The sequence below is a fragment of the Eubacterium sp. SB2 genome (assembly GCF_001244405.1).
GTDB classification, from domain to species: Bacteria; Bacillota; Clostridia; order Lachnospirales; family Lachnospiraceae; genus Faecalicatena; species Faecalicatena contortus_B.
In genome coordinates, this window is sequence record NZ_LN865150.1 from 41,214 (window position 1) to 62,062 (window position 20,849).

The 20,849-nt window shown below is 43.2% G+C and carries 15 protein-coding genes; 12 read left to right on the plus strand and 3 right to left on the minus strand.

Annotation, left to right across the window (positions count from 1 at the left end; genetic code table 11):
* Positions 1-265 precede the first annotated feature (265 nt).
* From BN1938_RS03535 to BN1938_RS03570, 8 genes are all read left to right on the plus strand, one after another.
* A complete protein-coding gene (locus tag BN1938_RS03535; RefSeq protein WP_050639278.1) occupies positions 266-1,585 on the plus strand; it encodes an ABC transporter substrate-binding protein in 1,320 nt (439 codons plus the stop codon).
* A gap of 24 nt (positions 1,586-1,609) precedes the next feature.
* On the plus strand, positions 1,610-2,479 hold the full coding sequence (locus BN1938_RS03540; RefSeq protein WP_050639279.1) for a carbohydrate ABC transporter permease: 870 nt from the start codon (positions 1,610-1,612) through the stop codon (positions 2,477-2,479).
* A 21-nt stretch (positions 2,480-2,500) separates the two neighbouring features.
* Positions 2,501-3,340, plus strand: coding sequence for a carbohydrate ABC transporter permease (locus BN1938_RS03545; RefSeq protein ID WP_044926034.1), 840 nt, complete (start codon positions 2,501-2,503; stop codon positions 3,338-3,340).
* 64 nt (positions 3,341-3,404) lie between these two features.
* Positions 3,405-4,718: an alpha-galactosidase gene (gene melA / locus BN1938_RS03550; protein ID WP_050639280.1), complete on the plus strand. Its 1,314-nt coding sequence runs from the start codon at positions 3,405-3,407 to the stop codon at positions 4,716-4,718.
* 19 nt (positions 4,719-4,737) lie between these two features.
* Positions 4,738-5,862, plus strand: a complete 1,125-nt coding sequence (locus tag BN1938_RS03555) for a uroporphyrinogen decarboxylase family protein (protein ID WP_050639281.1) — start codon at positions 4,738-4,740, stop codon at positions 5,860-5,862.
* Between the two features lie 76 nt (positions 5,863-5,938).
* Positions 5,939-7,717 carry a sensor histidine kinase gene (locus tag BN1938_RS03560; RefSeq protein WP_050639282.1) on the plus strand — a complete coding sequence of 593 codons (1,779 nt, stop codon included), beginning with the start codon at positions 5,939-5,941 and terminating at the stop codon, positions 7,715-7,717.
* 18 nt (positions 7,718-7,735) lie between these two features.
* Positions 7,736-9,181, plus strand: a complete 1,446-nt coding sequence (locus BN1938_RS03565) for a response regulator transcription factor (protein WP_050639283.1) — start codon at positions 7,736-7,738, stop codon at positions 9,179-9,181.
* Positions 9,182-9,491: 310 nt separating this feature from the next.
* Complete coding sequence (locus tag BN1938_RS03570; RefSeq protein WP_050639284.1) at positions 9,492-11,555, plus strand: AAA family ATPase; 2,064 nt, start codon at positions 9,492-9,494, stop codon at positions 11,553-11,555.
* A gap of 176 nt (positions 11,556-11,731) precedes the next feature.
* Here BN1938_RS03570 and BN1938_RS03575 read toward each other — a convergent pair whose 3' ends face one another.
* Both BN1938_RS03575 and BN1938_RS03580 read right to left on the minus strand, forming a co-directional pair.
* The gene (locus tag BN1938_RS03575) at positions 11,732-12,991 is read right to left on the minus strand and encodes a response regulator transcription factor (protein ID WP_050639285.1); all 1,260 of its coding nucleotides are present in this window, start codon (positions 12,989-12,991) and stop codon (positions 11,732-11,734) included.
* A gap of 23 nt (positions 12,992-13,014) precedes the next feature.
* Positions 13,015-14,721 (minus strand): sensor histidine kinase, encoded by a 1,707-nt coding sequence (locus BN1938_RS03580; RefSeq protein WP_187376286.1) that lies wholly within the window; start codon positions 14,719-14,721, stop codon positions 13,015-13,017.
* Between the two features lie 265 nt (positions 14,722-14,986).
* On the opposite strand from BN1938_RS03580, the gene BN1938_RS03585 reads away from it, so the two are divergent.
* The 4 genes from BN1938_RS03585 to BN1938_RS03600 are packed head-to-tail and all read left to right on the plus strand — an operon-like array spanning position 14,987 to position 19,028.
* Entirely contained in the window at positions 14,987-16,261 is a 1,275-nt protein-coding gene (locus BN1938_RS03585) for an ABC transporter substrate-binding protein (RefSeq protein WP_050639287.1), read from the plus strand.
* A 25-nt stretch (positions 16,262-16,286) separates the two neighbouring features.
* A complete protein-coding gene (locus BN1938_RS03590; RefSeq protein WP_050639288.1) occupies positions 16,287-17,156 on the plus strand; it encodes a carbohydrate ABC transporter permease in 870 nt (289 codons plus the stop codon).
* A 9-nt stretch (positions 17,157-17,165) separates the two neighbouring features.
* Positions 17,166-17,996, plus strand: a complete 831-nt coding sequence (locus tag BN1938_RS03595) for a carbohydrate ABC transporter permease (RefSeq protein WP_050639289.1) — start codon at positions 17,166-17,168, stop codon at positions 17,994-17,996.
* A 6-nt stretch (positions 17,997-18,002) separates the two neighbouring features.
* On the plus strand, positions 18,003-19,028 hold the full coding sequence (locus BN1938_RS03600) for a family 43 glycosylhydrolase (RefSeq protein WP_050639290.1): 1,026 nt from the start codon (positions 18,003-18,005) through the stop codon (positions 19,026-19,028).
* Between the two features lie 214 nt (positions 19,029-19,242).
* Here BN1938_RS03600 and BN1938_RS03605 read toward each other — a convergent pair whose 3' ends face one another.
* Positions 19,243-20,733 (minus strand): LPXTG cell wall anchor domain-containing protein, encoded by a 1,491-nt coding sequence (locus BN1938_RS03605; RefSeq protein WP_050639291.1) that lies wholly within the window; start codon positions 20,731-20,733, stop codon positions 19,243-19,245.
* Positions 20,734-20,849: the final 116 nt, after the last annotated feature.

Consider the following 20,849-nt stretch of genomic DNA (forward strand, 5'->3'; position numbering starts at 1 on the left):
ATTTTATACTTTAGAACAATAGAAAAGGTTTGATATGCTCCCTTCCGGGCAGCAAGTTGAAGTAATTAGGACTTGCGGCTCAGGAGGGAGCATATTTTATGGGAATAAATAGCAGGGGGCCGGCAGAGAGTATAAAAATACACCCCTAAAGTATAAAAAACGACTCTTATAAGGTAAATGGAATCCGTATATAATAGATTCAGGATATCCGAAGAAGAAACTCATTTAGCAGTGAAAAAGTGAAAAGTACGTGGGAGGGTTCATCATGAAAAGAAGATTAAAAAAATTAGCTGCATTTGGTTTGGCAGCAGTTATGACAACTGGTATGCTGGCAGGCTGCGGCAGTGGACAGGCCGACAGTGAAAAAACAGATTCCAAAGAAGCGGATAAGTCAGCAAAAAATGAGACTACGCTGGAGGTAGAGGTTATCTACACGGGTCAGCCGCTGGATCAGTTCCGGGAAGTTTTGGACGGATTCACAGAAGAGACAGGAATTGGAATTGAATTGGTTACACCGGGGTCAGATTATGAGGCTGTTATGAAAACAAGGATGGCATCAGGAGAAATGCCGGATGTTTTTGTGACACACGGCTGGTCTATTGCAAGGTATAAGGAATACCTGACAGCCTTGAATGACGAGGAGTGGTACGACAGAATTGATGATCCGGTTCTGCCCATTATTTCTGACGACGACGGCAGCATATACGTACTGCCTGTCAGCCAGGTGACAAACGGTGTTGTATATAATAAGACGGTGCTTGAAAATGCAGGAGTAAATGTCGGTGATATCCGCACTATGGACGATTTTAAAGACGCCTGTGAGAAGATTAAAGCTTCCGGCGTTACCCCATTTTTCGTGGGAGGAAAAGACACCTGGACTGCAGCGGTTCTCTATAATGCGATGGCGCCGGCATTCTATACCACAGAAGGCTGTAAATACCCATCCGGTGAGGAGCTGAAAGATGGAACCTTTGACTGGGATACAAAAGGAAGCTGTGTTCTGGAAGAAATCGCAGATATGGTACAGGCCGGATATTTTAATAAAGACCTTGTTACCGCTGATAATGCGGCAACCCTGACAGCCCTGGGGGAAGATGCCTGTGGATTTAGTACCGAGGTTGAGATTGTGAAAGTATTAAACGTAGCTCCGGATGCACAGCTTGGGATCATGCCGATTCCATGTACGACTGAGGAGGGTAAATCCCAGTATATGATCGGGGAAGGAAGCTGCTTTGGAATCTGGAAAGACACAGAAAAGATGAAGGAAGCAAAACAGTTTTTAAATTACCTTGCAAAACCGGAAGTGGCAGACAAGATCATGGAACTGGACGGAGGGCTGCCCGCTCTTAAGGATATGAACACGGAAAATGTAAGCTACAAGGCCTTTTCAGAAAGCCAGGAAATCTTTGAAGGTGATATCTTCTACGATAATCTGTTCGACCGGGAATATTTCCCAAGCGGAATGTTTAATGCAGATGCGGATGCAGTGATCGAGGTTTTTATGGACCCAACAGAAAAAGGGGTTAACGCCGGACTGCAGCATTTAAAGAGTACGTTCCAGGATAAATATGTAGCAGCAGAGTAAGCAATGTAAAGGAGTGAAACCAAAGTGAGGAAACGAGCAGTAAAAATGAGCTGCTTTTACATACCGGCCATTTGTCTGATTCTGTTTTTTGTAGTGAGGCCTTTTTGTGAAACGGTTTATGTATCTTTGTGTAAGTGGAATGGGTATTCGCGGGAAAAAATCTTCATAGGACTTGAAAACTACAAGGCAATGTTTTCGGACAAGCGTCTCTTGACGGCATTTATTAATACACTCATATACGGTTTTGTGTCCACTGTGCTTCAGAATATCATCGGATTGGGGGCGGCATTGTTTGTCAATTCCCGTTTTAAGGGCAACAACCTGATCCGTGTGGTGATCTATATGCCGATTATGATATCAAGCCTGATTATGGGGTACATCATGTATTTCTTTTTAACCTATGACAATGGTGTGCTCAACGATATTCTGGGGATATTTGGCAAGGGGGCAGTAGATTGGCTGGCAGACGGAAAGAATGGAGTATTGTTCATCACCATAATTAACACCTGGCAGTACGCGGGATATTGTATGATCATATATCTTTCCGGGCTTCAGAATATCTCGAAAACATATATTGAGGCGGCAGAAATTGATGGAGCAGGCTCATTTGCACGTTTCCGGTACATTACCCTGCCCATGCTGATTCCGGCCATCACAAGTGCTGTGATGATCGACCTGATCGGCGGACTAAAAATATTTGACGGCATTATATCATTGACAAACGGCGGGCCGAATTACAGCACGCATTCGATGATGACGTATTTGAACAGCCAGTATTTTCTGGCGGAGAAAGCGGGTTATGCATCTGCCATAGGTATTACCACCTTTGTTATGATTATGGTGGTCGCTCTGTACAGCAATCACTATTTAGAGAAAAAGAGTATCGAAGCGTAAAGAAAGCGGGACGGTTAACAGATGAAAACAGGAACATTAAAAAAACAGATCAAACAGAATTGGTGGAAGTATCTGGTGGCGGCCGGCATATTGATTATTTATCTGCTTCCAATTTATGTGGTAGTGGTTACATCCTTAAAACCTATGACAGATCACACGTCCAGACTGCTGCCGCCCATGGAACTTCATTGGGAGAATTATATCAGGGCATTTCAAAACAGTAACATATTAAATGCCATTAAAAATTCCTTTATTATTACAGTTGGAACAGTTATGATTGTAGTGATAGTAGGCTGCCTTGCAGCTTATCCAATGGCAAGGAATAGAAACCGGCTCAGTAAGACCATGAAGACTTTTGTGCTGGGCGTGATGATGGTGCCGGGAATGTCTATGGTTGTTGGTATTTATTCCACCCTGGTTTCGATCCACGCGATTTCTACCTACTGGGGAATTATCGCGGTGAGTGCGGCGTTTGGACTGCCGGTATCCATTTATATGTACAGTAACTTTATTATGGCAATCCCGACGTCTCTGGACGAAGCAGCTTATATGGATGGCGCCGGAATTTTAAGGACATTTTTTCAGATTATCCTTCCGCAGCTGAAGCCGGTGACGGCCACGGTTGTGCTGATGCAGGCGGTTTCAACCTGGAATGAATATGGATATTCACTCTATATTCTGCAGAAGAAAGAGATGTATAATGTCACCCTGACCGTAAAACAGTTTTTCGGGGAGCAGATGAAGGACTTAAACGGTGCAGCTGCCTGTGCGGTGATTGCGATTGTTCCGGTGGTGATTGCCTATTTGTTTTTACAGAAATATTTTATCCAGGGCAGCCTGGACAGTGCGGTAAAAGGGTAGGGAAGAGGTAAGTGTTCCTAACCATGAGCCGTCACAATGAGACAAGACACAAGGAGTAAATAAGATGAAAAAAATTGCATTTATAGGCGCAGGCAGTGTTGTATTTACCAGAAGCCTGGTGCGGGATCTGATGACGTTTCCGGCATTCCAGGATGCCACGATTGCCCTGATGGATATTGATGATGAAAAGCTGATGTATGCGGCAAAGTCTGTGGAGAAAATTATTGGTTCCGGAAATTATCCGGCAAAAGTGATTTCTACGAAAAGCCGGATTGAGGCTCTTAAGGATGCTGACGGCGTTGTCAGCACCATTAATATAGGAGACCTTGCTGTCTGGGCAAATGATATTACGATTCCAAAGAAATACGGTGTAGACATTAATGTGGGGGATACCAGGGGACCGGCCGGAATCTTCCGGGCTATGCGGACCCTGCCGGAGATGCTTGCTATCTGTAAGGATATTGAAACCTACTGTCCCGGGGCCATATTTTTGAACTATACCAATCCTATGGCAATGCTGTGCAGAGGGATGCAGAGCGAGACAAAGGTGAATGTGACGGGACTCTGCCACAGTGTACAGGGAACTGCAGAAATGCTGGCAGGGTGGATCAAAGCCGATATGGAGGATATTACATATACCTGCGCCGGCATCAACCATCAGGCCTTTTATCTGGATTATAAATGGAAGGGGGAGGATGCATACCCTCTGATTAAACAGGCGGCAGAAGAGCATTATCAGGAGGAGATCGTGCGAAATGAGATGCTCCGTCATCTTGGCTACTATGTGACAGAGTCCAGCGGACATGCCTCAGAATATGTGGCCTGGTTCCGTAAACGTCCGGATCTTATTGAAAAATATTGTACTCACGGAACAGGCTGGAACCCCGGACACTATTTCATGGTGAAGGACGAGTACGAAAAAAGAGAACATACCTGGAAGAAAGAATTTCTGGAATGGGCCGACAATCCGGTGAATCTGAAACGTGGAAATGAGTATGCCGCCAATATTTTCAATGCCATGTTTGGTGATGGCGCGCTGTATAAATTCAACGGGAATGTAAGAAACTTCGGCCTGATTGACAACCTTCCGGAAGGCTGCTGCGTGGAAGTGCCGGTGCTTGCCTCCAAAGGCACGCTGGAACCGATTCATGTAGGTCCGCTGCCTCCTCATCTCGCGCTTCTAAATAATGTGAGCTCCAGAATCGAGGAGCTGGCTGTAGAAGGGGCAATTACCGGAGATCCGCAGAAGATCTACCAGGCCTGCTATTTTGACCCATTGACGTCCGCAGTCTTAAGCCTTGCAGAGATTAAATCTATGGTGCGGGAAATGTTTGAAGCAAATAAAGAATATCTGCCGCAATTCAAATATTACGAATAAATACAGAGGAGATTATAGCATGACATTTCGTGAGAACGTACTGGCGATCCTGCATTATGAAAAATATGAACACTTCCCGGTAGTTTCCTTCGGGTATTGGGAAGAAACCTTGGACAAATGGGCGCAGGAAGGCCACATTACCCAGGAAGAGGCAGAAGGATACCGCAGGGAAGGGGACAATTCCTCCGCTGATCAGTCTGTCATGAAGAGGTTGGGATTTGATTTTAACTGGAATTCCTGTATAAGCACAAAAAATCAGATGTTCCCAGCCTTTGAAAAAAAGATTCTGGAGGAAAAACCAGATGGCAGCAGGATTGTAAGGGATGAGCAGGGCCTGATTGTTCTGGAAAAACCGGACACCATTTCAATTCCGGCGGAAATTGGGACTTCTCTTATGGATCGGAAGGCATGGGAAGAACTCTATCTGCCAAAGCTTGAGTGGAAGGAAACACGGGTAGACCGGGAATTTTTCAAAAATCTTCCTTCTCAGGGCAGCAGGGAAATCCCCATTGGCCTGCACTGCGGCTCTCTGATTGGGTATATGAGAAATCTGCTGGGGGTTGAGCAGTTAAGCTATCTGTATGTGGATGATGAGGATCTGTATGTGGAGATCATTGACACCATCGCAGAACTGGGGTATCAATGCCTGGAAGAGGTCTTAAAGACGGGAGCAAAGTTTGATTATGCTCATTTCTGGGAGGACATTTGTTATAAGAATGGACCGTTGGTTACACCAACCGTTTTTGAGGATTATGTGGCTCCTCATTATAAAAAGTATACGGCATTGCTGAAGCAGCATGATATTGACATCGTTTCTGTGGACTGTGACGGCTGTATTGACCGACTGGTACCTATCTGGCTTGAGAATGGGGTTAATACCATGTTTCCCATTGAGGTGGGTACCTGGAATGCAAGCATTGGGCCATGGAGAGCGCAGTATGGCAAAGAGCTCCGCGGCGTGGGCGGCATGAACAAGACAGTATTTGCCCGTGATAATAAGGCGGTCGACGAGGAGATAGAAAGGTTAAAGACGCTGATTGAACTGGGAGGATATATCCCATGTCCGGACCATAGAATTGCTCCGGATGCTAAGTTTGAGGTGGTTCAATACTACTGTGAGAAAATGCAGAATCTGAAATTATAAAGAATGGGGCGCAAAGGGGTCTGACCCCTTTGCGTACCATTTTCTGAATATTCTGAACATTATCGGGGAGGGCATAATGAAAAAATATTCTTTGAAGGTATCTTTGTACCGGGCATTTGCCAGTTCTGTGTTTATGCCCTTCATTATAATCAGTTTTATTTTATTGAACTTTTTTAACCATCAACTCTTAAACAGTTACAATACTAACAATAGGATTATTCTTCAGACCCTTACAAATCAGCTGGACAGTTCCCTGCAGAATGGAGAGCATTTTTTTCTGCAGTATTTGGCGGATACGAATATTGCCAGGTTTTATCAATATGTAAATAACACTGAAATTGATGCTTCACAGGAGAATTTGTATGGTTATATCCGATATTCGGTCAAGTACAGAAGCGCATTGAATAAGTATCTGACCGTGTCGGATCCCATTCACAGAGGGATTGGATTTTTGCCGGAAAATGCGAATAAGGGAAATTTCTTTTATTTGAATAAGTATGGCGGATCAATCCTGCGGTATGAGGAGAATGCAGAGCCGTTGTATGAAGAGCTGACAAAGCTGTTATCTGGTGAGGTGAGATTTTTCCCCGGTAGCCTTATGTCCGGAAGTGAGGAATATCATGAGGAGCAGCCTGTCTTTACGATGCTGTGTCCGGTGAGCAATCTGGAAACGGCATCACGGCAGGGATATGCGTTTTTGGAACTGTCCCAATCGGTATTTTCAGACCTGAATGAAAAAATTACGCTGCCTGAGGGCGCGGGACTGGTTATTTATTTTCCGGACGGGACTCCGGCCTATGCCACAGAGGAAAGGTTTATCACAGAGCAGGATGATATGGCGGACACGAAGGAGCTCATGGGCAGGAAGGTGAGGATAGAAGGAGATACACATTATCTGTACCATATGAAGGAGGAGAAATATGGGTTCAAAATTGATTATGTGCTGCCGCACAGCACCATATTAAGGGAGGCCAACCATACTTCTTTTGTGATCCTGCTGTTTTGGTTTTGTGCGATGGCAGCGGCATTTTTTATTTTTATGAATTTAAGCCGCCGTATATCTGTTTCTACGGAAAGGATTGTCTCGTATATCCAGAAGTACCGGTTGGGAGATGAGGAGAGCAGCGGGAATATGCCTGCAATCCCCATAGAGGAGTTTTCGGAGATTTCTCTGGCAATGACGGAGATGACAGAGCGGATCACGGATCTTGTACAGCACGAGTACATCTGGAAAATGAACCAGCAGATGGCGGAATATAAGGCTATGCAGGCGGAAATTAATCCTCACTTCTTCTATAATGTCATGAACTCCCTTCAGGCGCTGAATCGGATCGGGGATACGAAAAATCTGGAAAAGGGGATTTTAAATCTTTCCCGGATGTTTCGTTATACCTGTGAACCGGGATATGATTCAAGCATTCAGAAGGAATGCCGGTTTATTGAAAGTTATCTTATGCTGGAAAAAATCCGGTTTGAAGAACGCTTGTATTATGATATTCAAGTGGATGAGCAGCTAATGGACTTTACCATTCCCAAGCTCTTGCTTCAGCCTTTGATTGAAAATGCTATGCGTCATGGAATGGCGCCGGATGGAAGTTCCTTAAGCATTTTGCTGCGGGTCTGCCAGGTAAAGAGCACAAATGGAGCGGCTTTTGTATGGATTCAGGTAGCTAATGACGGAATCCCATATAAAGAGCAGGATATCTATACTAAGGACAGGGTAGGAATTACGAGTGTTCTGGATCGCCTTTTTATTACATATCCGAACTCCTTTTTTTGGTATGACAGAAAAGGAAGATATCAAACGGTCTGTAACCTGTTGATTGCAAAAGAAGAAAGTCTGTACCAGTATTGAGGAAGGCAGGGGAAATTTATGAATATCTTAATAACAGATGATGAGAGGCTGATAAGGCTGAGTTTACTGTCTATGCTGGAGGAACTGTATCCGGGGGTTCATCACATTTCACAGGCAAAAGACGGGGAAGAAATGATCCGTATGGTGGAACAATCATTCTACGATCTGGTTTTTCTGGACATTAATATGCCGAAAGTTAATGGGCTGGATGCTCTGGAAATATGCCGTCAGAAGGCTCCTGAGACCCAGTGGTGTATTCTAACGGGGTATGCTGAGTTTGAATATGCGAAGCGGTCGATTGGCCTTGGAGTCAAGGAATATCTGCTGAAGCCATTAGATATTGACCAACTAAAGCAGCTCATGGGTGAGATCATAAAAGGAAAGCAGCAAAAGCTTCAGAACCAGAATCAGCTCTTCGAAAACAGAGTGAGCCAGGCCATTGCCCTGGCGGACATGGCAGGGGGTGTCAAGCAGATGCAGCCGGCAGGGAAGGACGCGGTTTACAGTATGTATGTGTTCTTCTTGGATACGGATGAGAACAGAAAAAGGCAGGAGCTATATGCAGAGCTGTACGAACATCTCTCCGTATATCTGAGCAAAACTATAGAGGAAAGGGACCGCTATGCCTTGTTCTTTCTGCAGACCAGTGAGCTTTGCATGGTCATTGAGGGAAAAGAATATATGAGGATTCATTCCTATTTGCGCCACCATCAGGATCTGTTTGACAAAAATACGAGAATTGTGGCAGTAAGTGCGGTGGCAAAGGACTTCCGGGAGATGTATATGAATAAGCAGATTATGCTGGCGCTGGCAAGCGTCCGTATACTGGAGGAAAATTATAAGACCATATCTTTACAGGCATTAAATGATCAAAAAGATTTGATGGAAAAACAGTATTTATGCGAGAAAATAGAAATGCTTACAGCCAGCTATATGACGGGAAACTATGGGTTGGCAAACGAATTGCTGCAGGAAATGGAGCGTGAAGACGAACTGAGAAAAAGCTTTGAAAAAATAGACAGCCGTCCCCTGCGCGCCTATTTGTCCGTTATCTGGAAAAGCAGCTTTGAGGGAGAAGAATATGCAGATCTGCTACGGCATTTCCGAAAGCTCCTGCAAAATGCCACGTGGGAACAGAACAGCGAAAATCATGATATTGTTCAGCAGATTAAGGATTATGTGACGGTAAATTACATGAATGATGTGACCATAGCGGAGATGGGGAACCGATTTGATATCAGCCCTTCCTATATCAGCAGAATTTTCCGGAATAAAACAGGGGAGAAATATATTGACTTTGTCACCGCAGTACGGATGAAGAAGGCAATGGAAATTATCCGGAAGAGCCCGTCTTTATCAGTTAAGGAAGTGGCGGAACGTGTGGGATATATTAGTGAAAAGCATTTTTCAAAAACCTTTAAAAAATATTTTGACTGCCTGCCTTCGCAAGTGGCGAGAGAATAGGCGGTTTATTATGGGAAACTATATACCCAAAGGGCACTCCGCAACTTATGCCCTTTGGGTATATCTTATTTTTCAGCTTTGCTGAGGACCCGCCCGGCAGGGGGAGGGAATCCTTTTGGTGATGTAATGCCTTGCATTTTCAGTTACTCATCATGATGAATACAAAGATTCCATATCTAACTTTGCATCATAAAATCTTCTGTTTGAAGCAAAGTAATGCTTCAATATGAGAAAATAATGTTGCAATATGTAAATCTATGTGCTATATTGAAAACAACATATAGAACAAAAATCTTAAGGGGGTAGCTTTATGGTATATACAGAATTTTATAAACAGTTGGCGGCGTTCCGGAAAGCATGCGGGCTGACTCAGGCCGAGATGGCTGCGAAGCTGGAAGTTTCCAGATCCACCTATTCAAACTATGAAGCAGGAAAGCGTACTCCGGACTTGTGGATGCTGATCAAGATTGCAGACAAATTAAACTGCTCACTGGATGAACTCGCGGGGCGGGATACCGCGATGTCGAATACAGAGCATCCCTGTCCAATGGTAGTTCGTGAGACTGGATCCGGTTATCGCACGTCAATGGGGCATAAATCAATGTCCGGTAATCCGTCTGCGATCCAAAAAGTAAAGTTTGATCATTACACAGAACACAGCATAGAGAAACCGAAACATCCAAATTCCGTAGAAAGACGCAGGTATCGCAGAGAGAAAAAGGGACTTGGAAAAGGACTGGCAATCGGAGAGCAGAACTTCCGCAAATTACGCGAGATGGGCGGCTATTATGTAGACAAGACTATGTTGGTGGAACAGTTTTTGGATTCTTATGAAAATGTGGTTTTAATCATCCGTCCGAGAAGATTCGGCAAGACATTGAATATGTCTATGATGGCGGAATTTCTGGACTGTACGAAGGATGCGGAAAAGATTTTTGAAGGAACAGCGATTGCACAGACGGAGACTTGGGAAGACAGGAATCAATATCCGGTGGTGTATTTATCCTTTTTGAATGTGAAAGGGGATGTGGAAAAAGGCTTTTGGGGATGGCTCGTAAATGTGCTGCTGGCAGAGTACGAAAGATACCGGTTTGCGTGGGAAAACGAGCGGGTGTCCGAAACGTGCAGGAAAAGTGTGGAACAACTGCTGGAGGTCCTGTGGGAGATAAAGAGTGGAGATATACAGAAAAAGTATGATATCACCGGAGCGATCCAGCTGCTTTGTCAGGTATTGGAAGAGTATTTTGAACAGAAGGTATTCCTGCTGATTGACGAGTACGACACTCCGTTTATTGCTGCAAATGTGGGTGGTTATTTTGAGGAGGTCAGAGGGGTTCTGGCTCAATTATTGTCATCTGCGCTGAAGGGAAATCCGTTTCTTGACAAAGCATTTTTGACAGGAATCCAGCGTGTGGCAAAGGAAAATATCTTTTCCGGGCTGAACAACCTGCTGGTCAGCACAGTCAATGATGCAGAGTATGCACAATATTTTGGATTTACAGAGGAAGAGACAGCGGAGCTTTTGAATTACTATCATCTGGAATTGACAGAAAAGGTCAGGCAGATGTACGATGGCTACCACATTGGAGATGTGGATCTGTATAATCCCTGGTCGATCTGTATGTATGCACTTCGGAAGCGCCTGGATCCCTATTGGATAAATACCAGTGAAAACAGCATGATCCGTAATGCCATGGATCACTGCGGAGAGGACTTTCGGGAAGACTATGAGCAGCTGATTGAGATGGGAACTGTGACGACCAAGGTGGAACTGGAAAGTTCATTTTACGAAGAGGCGAGTACGGCATCACTCTGGGGATTGTTAATTAATACCGGGATGGTGACAGTGAAAGAAAAAACAGATAGAGGGATGTGTAAAATTCGAATTCCAAATCATGAGGTTGGGAGGGCATTTGAAGATTTGACGGCACATCATTTGGGAGTATCGGGGAGCAAGCTGTCACAACTGGGGGATACGCTTTGTCTGGAAAAACTGGACGTATTTGCAGATGTCTACCGCCGTATCTTGCTGGAGCTGCCGTCCTATCATGATTTGAAGGACGAGAATAGCTATCATATGATGGTGCTGGGAATGTGTTCCTGCCTGTATGGAGAGTATGAAATCAAGAGCAACCGGGAGAGCGGCAAGGGAAGAAGCGATCTGATCCTGAAAAATCTGACCGGTAAGTATGCCCATTACATATTGGAATTTAAATACACAAAAGAAGAGTCTCAGAATCTGACCGGGCTTGCGGAAGAAGCGATCAGGCAGGTGAAAGTGAAAAGGTATGATGCGGGGATGAAGGGGAAGATCTTCTACATCGGGCTGGCACACCGGGGAAAAGAATCGGAAGTGGTTTGGGAAGAAGTGTAGAAGGCGGTTGTAAAAAGCAGCAGGCAGATCCGCTAGGGACAGAAGGAAAAGAGAGGCAAGGCAGCTTTAGATGCTGCCTTGTCTTTATGTAGGATTCAAGACAATAGTTGAATATATAAAATGCTAAGCTTCGACATATGTAAGCACAATTTAAAAGCAAATAGGAATGAAATCATCTAATTGATCTCCGAAATCATTCTAAATTCCGTAGGAGACATACCGGCTATTTTCTTGAATGTATTAGAAAAATAGCTTACATCGTTAAAGCCAACTGCCATGGCAATATCCCGTAATCTTAAGGATTCATCCTTTAAAAGTTCCTTTGCCTTTTCGATCCGAAACTGAGTAAGGTGTTCTGTGATAGATTCACCCGTTTCTTTTTTGAATAAACGGCTAAGATAACTGGCATTAAGACCAACAGCGTCTGCAATGTCGTTAAGCCCAATCTGTTCATTAAAGTTGTTTTCGATATATTGTACAGCTTTTTTTATAGGCAGATTCTGGCTGAGTGAGGGAGAAGATGTATTATTTTCGGCGCTGTAAAACAGGATCTTCTTTTCACTTTTTGCATTGTGTTTGAAACAATAGCAGCATTCGAGATAAGCTGTATTCAGTTCTGTGATCGAAGAATGGGGAGTACTGATTGCAGCTTTTAATCTGTATGCCGGGTAATTTTCTGCAAAAGTAAAAATCTGATTTAAGGAAGGCACGATGGGTGTATGCTCCAGTTTACTGGTATCATTTAATACAATGCACAAGTATTTGGAGTGCACCGGAAAAATAACAGGTTTTACAGAGGAGAAAATTCCTCTGAGGAATCGGGTAACTGTGTTGATAAAATCTTCTTTAAGCTGGGCGGAGTCGTCGATGATCCGGATCTTTATGAGGATACAGTAAAAATTATTGCCGGATACCTGATAAAGCCGTGTTTTATCGATAATCTCATCGGGAGAAAGCGGAACATCGTAGACAAGATCCTGGTAGAATTTTATCTGAAGTTCTTCCTGATTTTTGATAATTGTCTCCTGTATACTGTCAAAATGGCGCTGCTTTTTCTGCTCCTCCTGTATGGCACTGATTGCCCTGCGGACAGCATTTTCTATCTTACTTAAGGGATTATCCTTTAATATAAAGTCGAATGCCCCATGACGCAGGGCTTCCTGGGCATACTTAAAATCGGAATACCCGGACAGGATGATTAATTTGGTGGAAGGGGCATATTTCTGCACATACTCTGCTAACTCTAACCCATTTTTTCCGGGCATGCGGATATCCGTAATTACGATATTCACACAGGTGGTTTGGAGAAATTCAATAGCTTCCAGACCGTCGGATGCTGAGTGTACAATCTGGCAATCCAGGCCTGCCCAGTCTATAAAAGTGCTGATTCCTTCCCGGATAATTAATTCATCATCTACAATCATGATTCGATACATAGAACATCCTCCTTTTTGCTCTGTCATGACAGCGGCAGCCTGACAGATATTGTAGTTCCTTCGCCCGGCGTGCTGGCAATGGTAATCCCATACTGTTCGCCATAGGTGTATTTTAAGCGTAAGTGTGTATTAATCAGACCAATGTGGTGTCCTTTTCCCTCGGATTGGGATAACACTGAAGCATCTGGCTCATTCAGCTGTCTATTCATTTCTTCTGGATGAAACCCAATTCCATTATCAATGATCTGGAGCAGCATTTCCTGTTCATCTACGATATCTCCCGTAATTAATATTGTACCTTCCTCCACCTTATTCTCCAGGCCATGGACAACAGCATTCTCTACAAGCGGCTGCAGGCAGAGCTTCAGAATGGAATGATCCATCAATTTTGTATCTACATCAATATCGTAAGATAGTTTTGGACCAAAGCGCACCTTCTGTATCTGCAGATAGTACCGGACATTCTGAAGCTCTTCCTGCAAAGTGATAAACTTTGTTGCAGGAGTATAAATATTGGCATTGAGTAAACTGCTGAGTGCCGTAATCATCTCATAACATTCCATATCCTGGTTTGCACGGGCTTTCCAGCTGACAGACAGAAGCGTATTAAATAGGAAATGCGGGTTAATCTGCGCCTGCAGTGCCTTGAGTTCACTCTCTTTTAAAAGGACTTCATTGGCATACTTTTCATTTAAAAGCCTTTTGATCTGAGAGGACATCGTAGTAAAAGCTGTACTGAGGTTATCAAGCTCTGTAATTCCGTATACAGGCAGGGTTTGTGAATAGTCGCTTTGGCTTAACCGGGTCATGCGTTTGATCAGTAAGTGAATATATCTGCTTACATACCGGGAAACTGCGAGGGCAAATACGATAACGAGCAGCAGCAAACAGATAAAGATAACCAGATAACCTCTTAATTGACTATGAAGTTCCTGATAGATGGGCTCCAGCGGAATCAGTACGCAGGCAGTAAGCGGATAATTCGTTAAAGTCTTCGTTTTGGCCAGATAGTTGTCTGGATCTTCCATCATATGTTTTAAAGAGACCCCTTGGACGGATAAAGCGGATATGGTTTCGCCCTGCAGTTCCTCTTTGCTGCTCATGATGACAGTTCCTGATTCATCAAAGGCAAAACAAAGCGTGTCCGTGTACTTATCAAAGTCGGTGAAATTGGACATGAGTGATTCCTCGCTTAACTGGAAACTGAGCAGGCCTTTAAAAGCGCCATCGGGATACCCATAATAGTCCCGTATATAAAACAGGCTGCCGGAGTCATCTCTGGAATGCATAAGGGTGTGGATTCTTTCGGTACCCAGTGATTTGCTGAGAGCTTCCCGATTATCGGTAATCATGTTAAGGGAGGAAGAATCCTCCTTGCCAGGATATACGCCATATTTTGGATTACCTATATAATGATACGTATTAAAATCATTCGTAAGGGTAATTGAAGTCAGGATATTTTCGTTCCAAATCGTGGTATAAAACATCATTTTCGTAAGGCGTTCATCGACAGATTCGTTGAATGTAGTTTCATTGCCTGGAAAGATATAATTATATAGCTCGGGATTGATTACCGGATCACTGATGATTGAGTAATAAGCATTTTTTACAGAGAGCAGAGTAGAGTCAAGAGAGCTGAAGGAGCTTTCGGCGGATGAATCGATATTTCGCTCAATTGTATCAAAGGTGCTGTTCCTCAGAGTGGCATAGAAGTAAATACCTGCAATCATACAAGGCGTAATCATACATAAGGAAATAATAAGGGTTATTATAACAAAAAGTGATACAGGTTTTTTCGTATGCGGCAGCAAATTGGACACCCCCATAAAAGGTAAAATAATTACATAATATAAAAATGTTTTACATGTTTCCAGGTCAAAAGCATTATAATGTAAAAAATATATAAAAACAAGTAAAATCCACTGATTTATTTATAGATTATGCCAAGATATAATAAATCCATCAAATACAAAAAATAAAAAGGAGAAAAGGAATATGAAAGCAAAACGAATCGTATCGTTAATGCTGGCATTTAGTATGGCAGTGGGATTAACGGCTTGCGGCGGGGAAGCAGGAGGAAAAGCGGAAAAGGAAGACGGAAAGGTAAGCATTACCGTTTTCAGTGAATGGGTAGGAGCACATCCATATGCAAAATATTTCGCAGAGAGGGTGGAAAGTTTTGAAGAAGCCCATCCGGAGATCGATGTAAATGTTGAAGAGATAGCAGGTTCTACAACAGCCAATATGGATGCAAAATTAAAAGTGCAGGTTTCATCTGGAGAACTTCCGGATGTATTCTATACCAATGACCAGAGCATTATTGATCTGGCCAAAAAGTCAAACTTACTTTATGACTTTAAGGATAAATTGGATGCAGACGCTGAATTAAAGGATGAGCTGGATATGGAGGACATTGCGTCGTGGAATGAGGGATCGGACCAGGTATATGGCATCTGTTCTCATAAAGATTTTTTTGGATTTTTCTATAATAAAGAAATACTAAAAGCGGCTGGATATGAAAAATTTCCAGAGAGCTGGGATGAGCTTTATGATTTATGTGAAAAATTAAAAGGAGACGGAGTAGCTGCTATGGCTCTGGAGACAAAGACAGCTTGGTATTCAAGCCTTACACTTCTGGCAGCACTGGCCAGCGGAAGCGAGAAAGGGCAGGAGATGGCGAAAACGGTTGGGCTTACAGATTATAACACGCCGGAATTCATCGAGGCCGCTTCACAGCTTCAAAAAATGTTTATGGAATATTCAACCACAGATGCTCCGGGTTCGGATATTAGCGTTGCTTTGAATAACTTTACAAGCGATAAAACAGCGATTGTTCTGGATGGGGCCTGGAGGATTGCCGAACTAACGGAAGCTATGGGAGATAAGGTGGGAGAAGCATATCTTCCTGGTAAGGGTGCTGTATCTTACCCGGGGTATGCATGGTTCTCCGGCTCTAAGGATGAGAAAACGGCGGCGGCTTCCTATGAATTCATTAAATGGTTTAACAACAAAGAGGATCAGGCCATCCGCCTGGAACAGTTAGGTTTGATTCCGGCCTCCGCAAATATTGACTATGAATCTCTGGAACTGTCACCACTTATGATGGAAATTTTGGAAATGAAAGACGATGTTAATTACACAGTAAGTTCCTGTTGGAGAGTGTATCCTGCCGCAGTGACGGCCATCATACCCCAGGAACTTGCAGCATTGGGAACAGGCCAAAGCACGCCCGAACAGTTTGCAGAGAATTTAACAAAAGCATCAAACTAAACGCACCCCTGTAGGAGGAGTCTGAATGAAATCTAAAAAAACTAAAATCTGGCTTGCAGCCTTTTTGGCTCCCACGCTGATCCTCTTTTTGGGGTTTTACGCATATTCCATTATTACGGTCGGAATTACCGGATTTACGGACTGGAAGCTGGGGGAGCCCATAAGATTTGCAGGTGTTGACAATTTTATAAAAATGTTTCAGGATTCCACTTTCCATATATCCTTTAAAAATACAATTATATGGATGGCCCTGCATTGGGTCATATTAGTAGGAACCAGCCTTCTGGTGGCATTGGCAACGTTAAAAAAGTCACGCTTATCAAAAGCCGTGAGAGTAATCTATCTGATCCCGAAAATGATGCCGCTGGCAGTAATCGGATTTTTATTCTACTTCATGTTTAATCCATCTATTGGGCTTGTAAATGATTTTATCCGCAAAATAGGATTTGAGAATTTTAATGTAAACTGGTTTCAGGACGCAAGGACTGCATTTGTGGCGGTTACTGTGACGACCATTTTTTACGGGGGAGTTTTTATGCTGCTGATCTCATCAGAGATAGCAGCAATCCCCGCAGAAGTATATGAGTCGGCAAAAGTGGACGGAGCGACAGAATCCCAAATCAACAGATTAATTGTGATGCCCCTGATCAAAAATATCGTGGGAACATGCCTGATTCTTGCAACGGTAGACTGCCTGAAAACGTTTGAAGTCATATATCTGACCACGAGCGGAGGCCCGGGTAATTTAACAATGAATCTGCCGGTTATGATTTTCAGGACGGCAATGAATAATTCCAATTATGGATATGCCAATGCAATCGCGTTTGTAACAATTCTGATTGGAGCAGCAGCAATGCTGTTGATAACAAAAGTGTTCCGCATAGGAAAAGATTAAGGAGTAGCTATGAAGGCAGGACAAATCATCGGAAAATTAGGAAGAATTGTATTTTTGGTATTTATAATTGCAATTTCGACGGTACCACTTTTATGGACGCTGGTATCTTCTTTCAAAACAAATAAAGAGATTATGGATTCCGCATTCTCCTTACCGGTTTCCATCAACCTTGACAATTATATCATGGCATTTAAATATTCACCGTTGGGTACATACTTTTGGAATACATTTATAATCACCGTTTTCTGTATTTTTTTTGGGCTAATCATATTCAGCATGTCGGCATATGTGTTTGCAAGGTTCGAGTTTAAAGGAAAAAACTTTTTATTTGCCTTAATCGGCATGTCAATGCTTGTACCTACATCGGCATTGATATTTCCGGTGTACAAGCTGATGAATGCCATGAACCTTTATAATACGAAAAGCGGACTTGTGCTTGTATATATGGCAATTGCGATGCCGGCAGTACTGTTTGTTTTAAGAAGTTATTTCCTGACGATCCCGAGGGAAATGGAAGAGGCGGCGAGAATTGACGGTTCCGGGTTTTTAAGAACCTTTATTACTATTATGCTTCCGCTTGTTAAGCCGGCCATGGCAACGGCTGCGATACTGATCTTCATGGCGAGCTGGAATGATTTTATTTACAACCTGATGCTTTCATCAGGCAACAATGCGAGAAATGTATCGGTAGCATTGTCGCAGTTTTTGAGCATGTTTGGAAGCGACTATGGTCAGCTGTTTGCGGCATCGTTTGTCGTAGTGCTGCCAAGTATACTGCTCTATTGTCTGCTTCAAAAAAGAATAGAATCCGCACTATTAGCAGGTGCAGTTAAGGGGTAACAGAATATGCAGTATAATTTAGCAAAATATAAGACTGATGTAAAATATGGGACAGAGGTTATGGGGCCGTCAGGTGTCCCTGGCGCATATGATGAGATGGCTGTGGATTGTCCCTTCGTGTTTTATCACAATAATCAATACTATATGATGCATGTAGGTTTTGACGGAAAAGGATATCAGACAGGTCTCGCAGTAAGCCGGGATCTGCTTCACTGGGAAAAAGAGTCGATTATATTCAAAAGAGGAGAACAGGAAGGCTGGGATAAAGGTGGAGTCGCAGGCATGTGGATCCTGAAAGAAAATGATCTGTTCAAAAAACCGTCCTTAAAAAAGGTGGACGGGAAGTACTGGATGATATACCATAGCTATCCGGATGAGGGATATGAGGCTGGTCCTGCCCAAATCGGACTTGCTTATACTGAGGACGAGTCGCTGCATCACTGGACACGTCTGGACAAACCGATCCTGAGCTGGAAAGATGGTGATGACTGGGAACGGGCAGGGTTATATAAAGGCTGCCTGATTGAGGACCGTGGGAAATATTATATGTTTTATAATGCCAAAGACAGCGAGGTATGGAAATGGCATGAACAAATTGGAATGGCGGTATCCGATGATATGCTGGAATGGAAACGGGTATCCGGGCAGCCGGTTATTTGTAATACAAAACCTGGCTGGGATTCGTACTTTTGCGCTGACCCCTGTGTGGTTAAGGATGGTGGATTATGGCTGATGTATTATTACGGATATGATGGAGAGCATGCACAGGAGGGGATTGCATTTTCAGAAGACTTGTACCGCTGGGAGAAGGTGGATACCCCGATTTTAAAACATGGGAATGCGGGAGAGATCGATGAACTGCATGCACATAAACCCTGCGTTATAGAAAAGGATGGAACCTTGTATCATTTTTATTGTGCTGTAAGGGAAAGCAGGGAAAAAGACAAGGCTGTCAATATAGATCCTACCCAAGAGGAGGGAGAAGAAAAAACGGAGTATCGCTGCATATCTGTAGCAACAAAACGGGCATAGAGTACTAAGTATTCATGGTTATATATATCTTCCTTTACAACAAAAAGATATGCTAAATGAAAATAGAAATAGGAGCAACCGCCTGCGAAGTAGTTAGCCTCTGATTAGTAAAAAGCCTGCTTAGTACTGCAAAGTACAGAAGTAGGCTTCTTAATTTTCGATTATTAATTTTTATTTAGACAAGCAGTGTAATATGAATGATATCAATATCAAATTATCTGTGTCTGCGCTTCACAGAAACAACAGCAATCCCGCATGCTGCGAACAATGCAATTATGTAGAACACCATCATACTGCTGTCGCCTGTTTTTGGGCTGACGGCTTTTGCAGTAGTTTTAGGCTTTTCAGTAGTCTGAGGTTTTGTTGTGTTATCCGTTTTCCCCTTATCATCGTTCTGACTTGGTTTATTATTATCCGGTTTGTTATTTGGTTTGTTATTTGGCTTGTCATTTGGTTTGTCATTTGGTTTATTACCCGCCTCATCTTTCAGAGCCGGTATTGTTAAGTTAATAGATACATAACCCAACCCATCACCTTTTGTTAATCTTAATGATCCTTCTTCAATCAGGCCATCCTGGTTTTTCTGGGCTTTGATCATTTTAAAGTCAGCATACCACTCGATATTGATATCGTTACCTATTGCATTTTTTACGACATTATAAATATCATCTTTCGTTGTATCGTTCGATGGTACAAATGCATCTAAAGCGTCATATGCTGCCTGTTTTGCTTTTTCAATATATTCCTGGTCTGCGTTCGGATTATTCTGGGGCTCGTCAAGTTTAGGGATTATCAAATTTACGGGAAGTATCGTGCTTTCACTTCCTACGGATAACCGTATCTCGCCTGTGACAGCGCCTTCTTTTGTTGTAGTAGCTTGCTGGATTTTCATTTCTGTGGCCCAATCTGCATCGGCAGCAGAACCAATCGCATTTTTTACTAATTGGAGAATCCCTGGAGCATAGGCGTTATTCGAAGGTTCTATAGCTTTTAGGGCCCTTGTTGCATCAGCTATTGCAATCTCCAGGAGCTCTGCATCGGTCATAGGCCTTTTGGGGATGGTAAAGTGCCAGGCAAAATTCTGACTGTTGTCTTCCCCTGCTGTCATTCGAAAGTTTATATCAAATGTGCCTTCCTCCGTGAGTGTGGACTCTTTTTTGTCACAGTCAATCAGACTGAATTCCACACCATTAATATAACGGCTGAGAGCGCCTAATATGTCTTCCGGCATCATTTCGTTAGACATTTCCATGGCAACTTGCGCCTTAATGTCGTCTAACTTTGAAAGTGCATTTTCAAAATTCTGTTCATCTTGAGTCATAATCCGGATCGTTCTTTCAAAGGGGTATTTTTGCGATTGGTTACCTACGCATATAAGTAACGTTGCCCGAATCTTTCCTTCACGTTCTGTAGTAGCATTAGTTTTTCGGAAATCTGTAAAGGTAAGTGTGACCTTATCTGACACCTGCCCACGGCATGCATTTAAAAAAGTTTCCTCATTTGTCGAATTAGTAACCGGATCAGGGATACTGCTGATACAACCATCCACGATCCAGAATGCTTCAGTAAGCAGCTCCTCATCCGTCTTATCTGCAGCATTTACCTCCGCTGCACCCATTCCGCCAAGTAGAGAAATTCCCATTATGACAGCGGCGAGCAGGCTGAACAGTCGTTTCCCTATTCCTTTTTTCTTTTTCAATTCCATTGTCCTTCCTCCTAGTATTCTTCCTAACAGGTCCCGGGAATCTGTTCTCCCCGATTTTCTCCCCTAAATCAAATATTCACAGGACTGCCGGACATAGTTTTACTCTCCTAGAATAC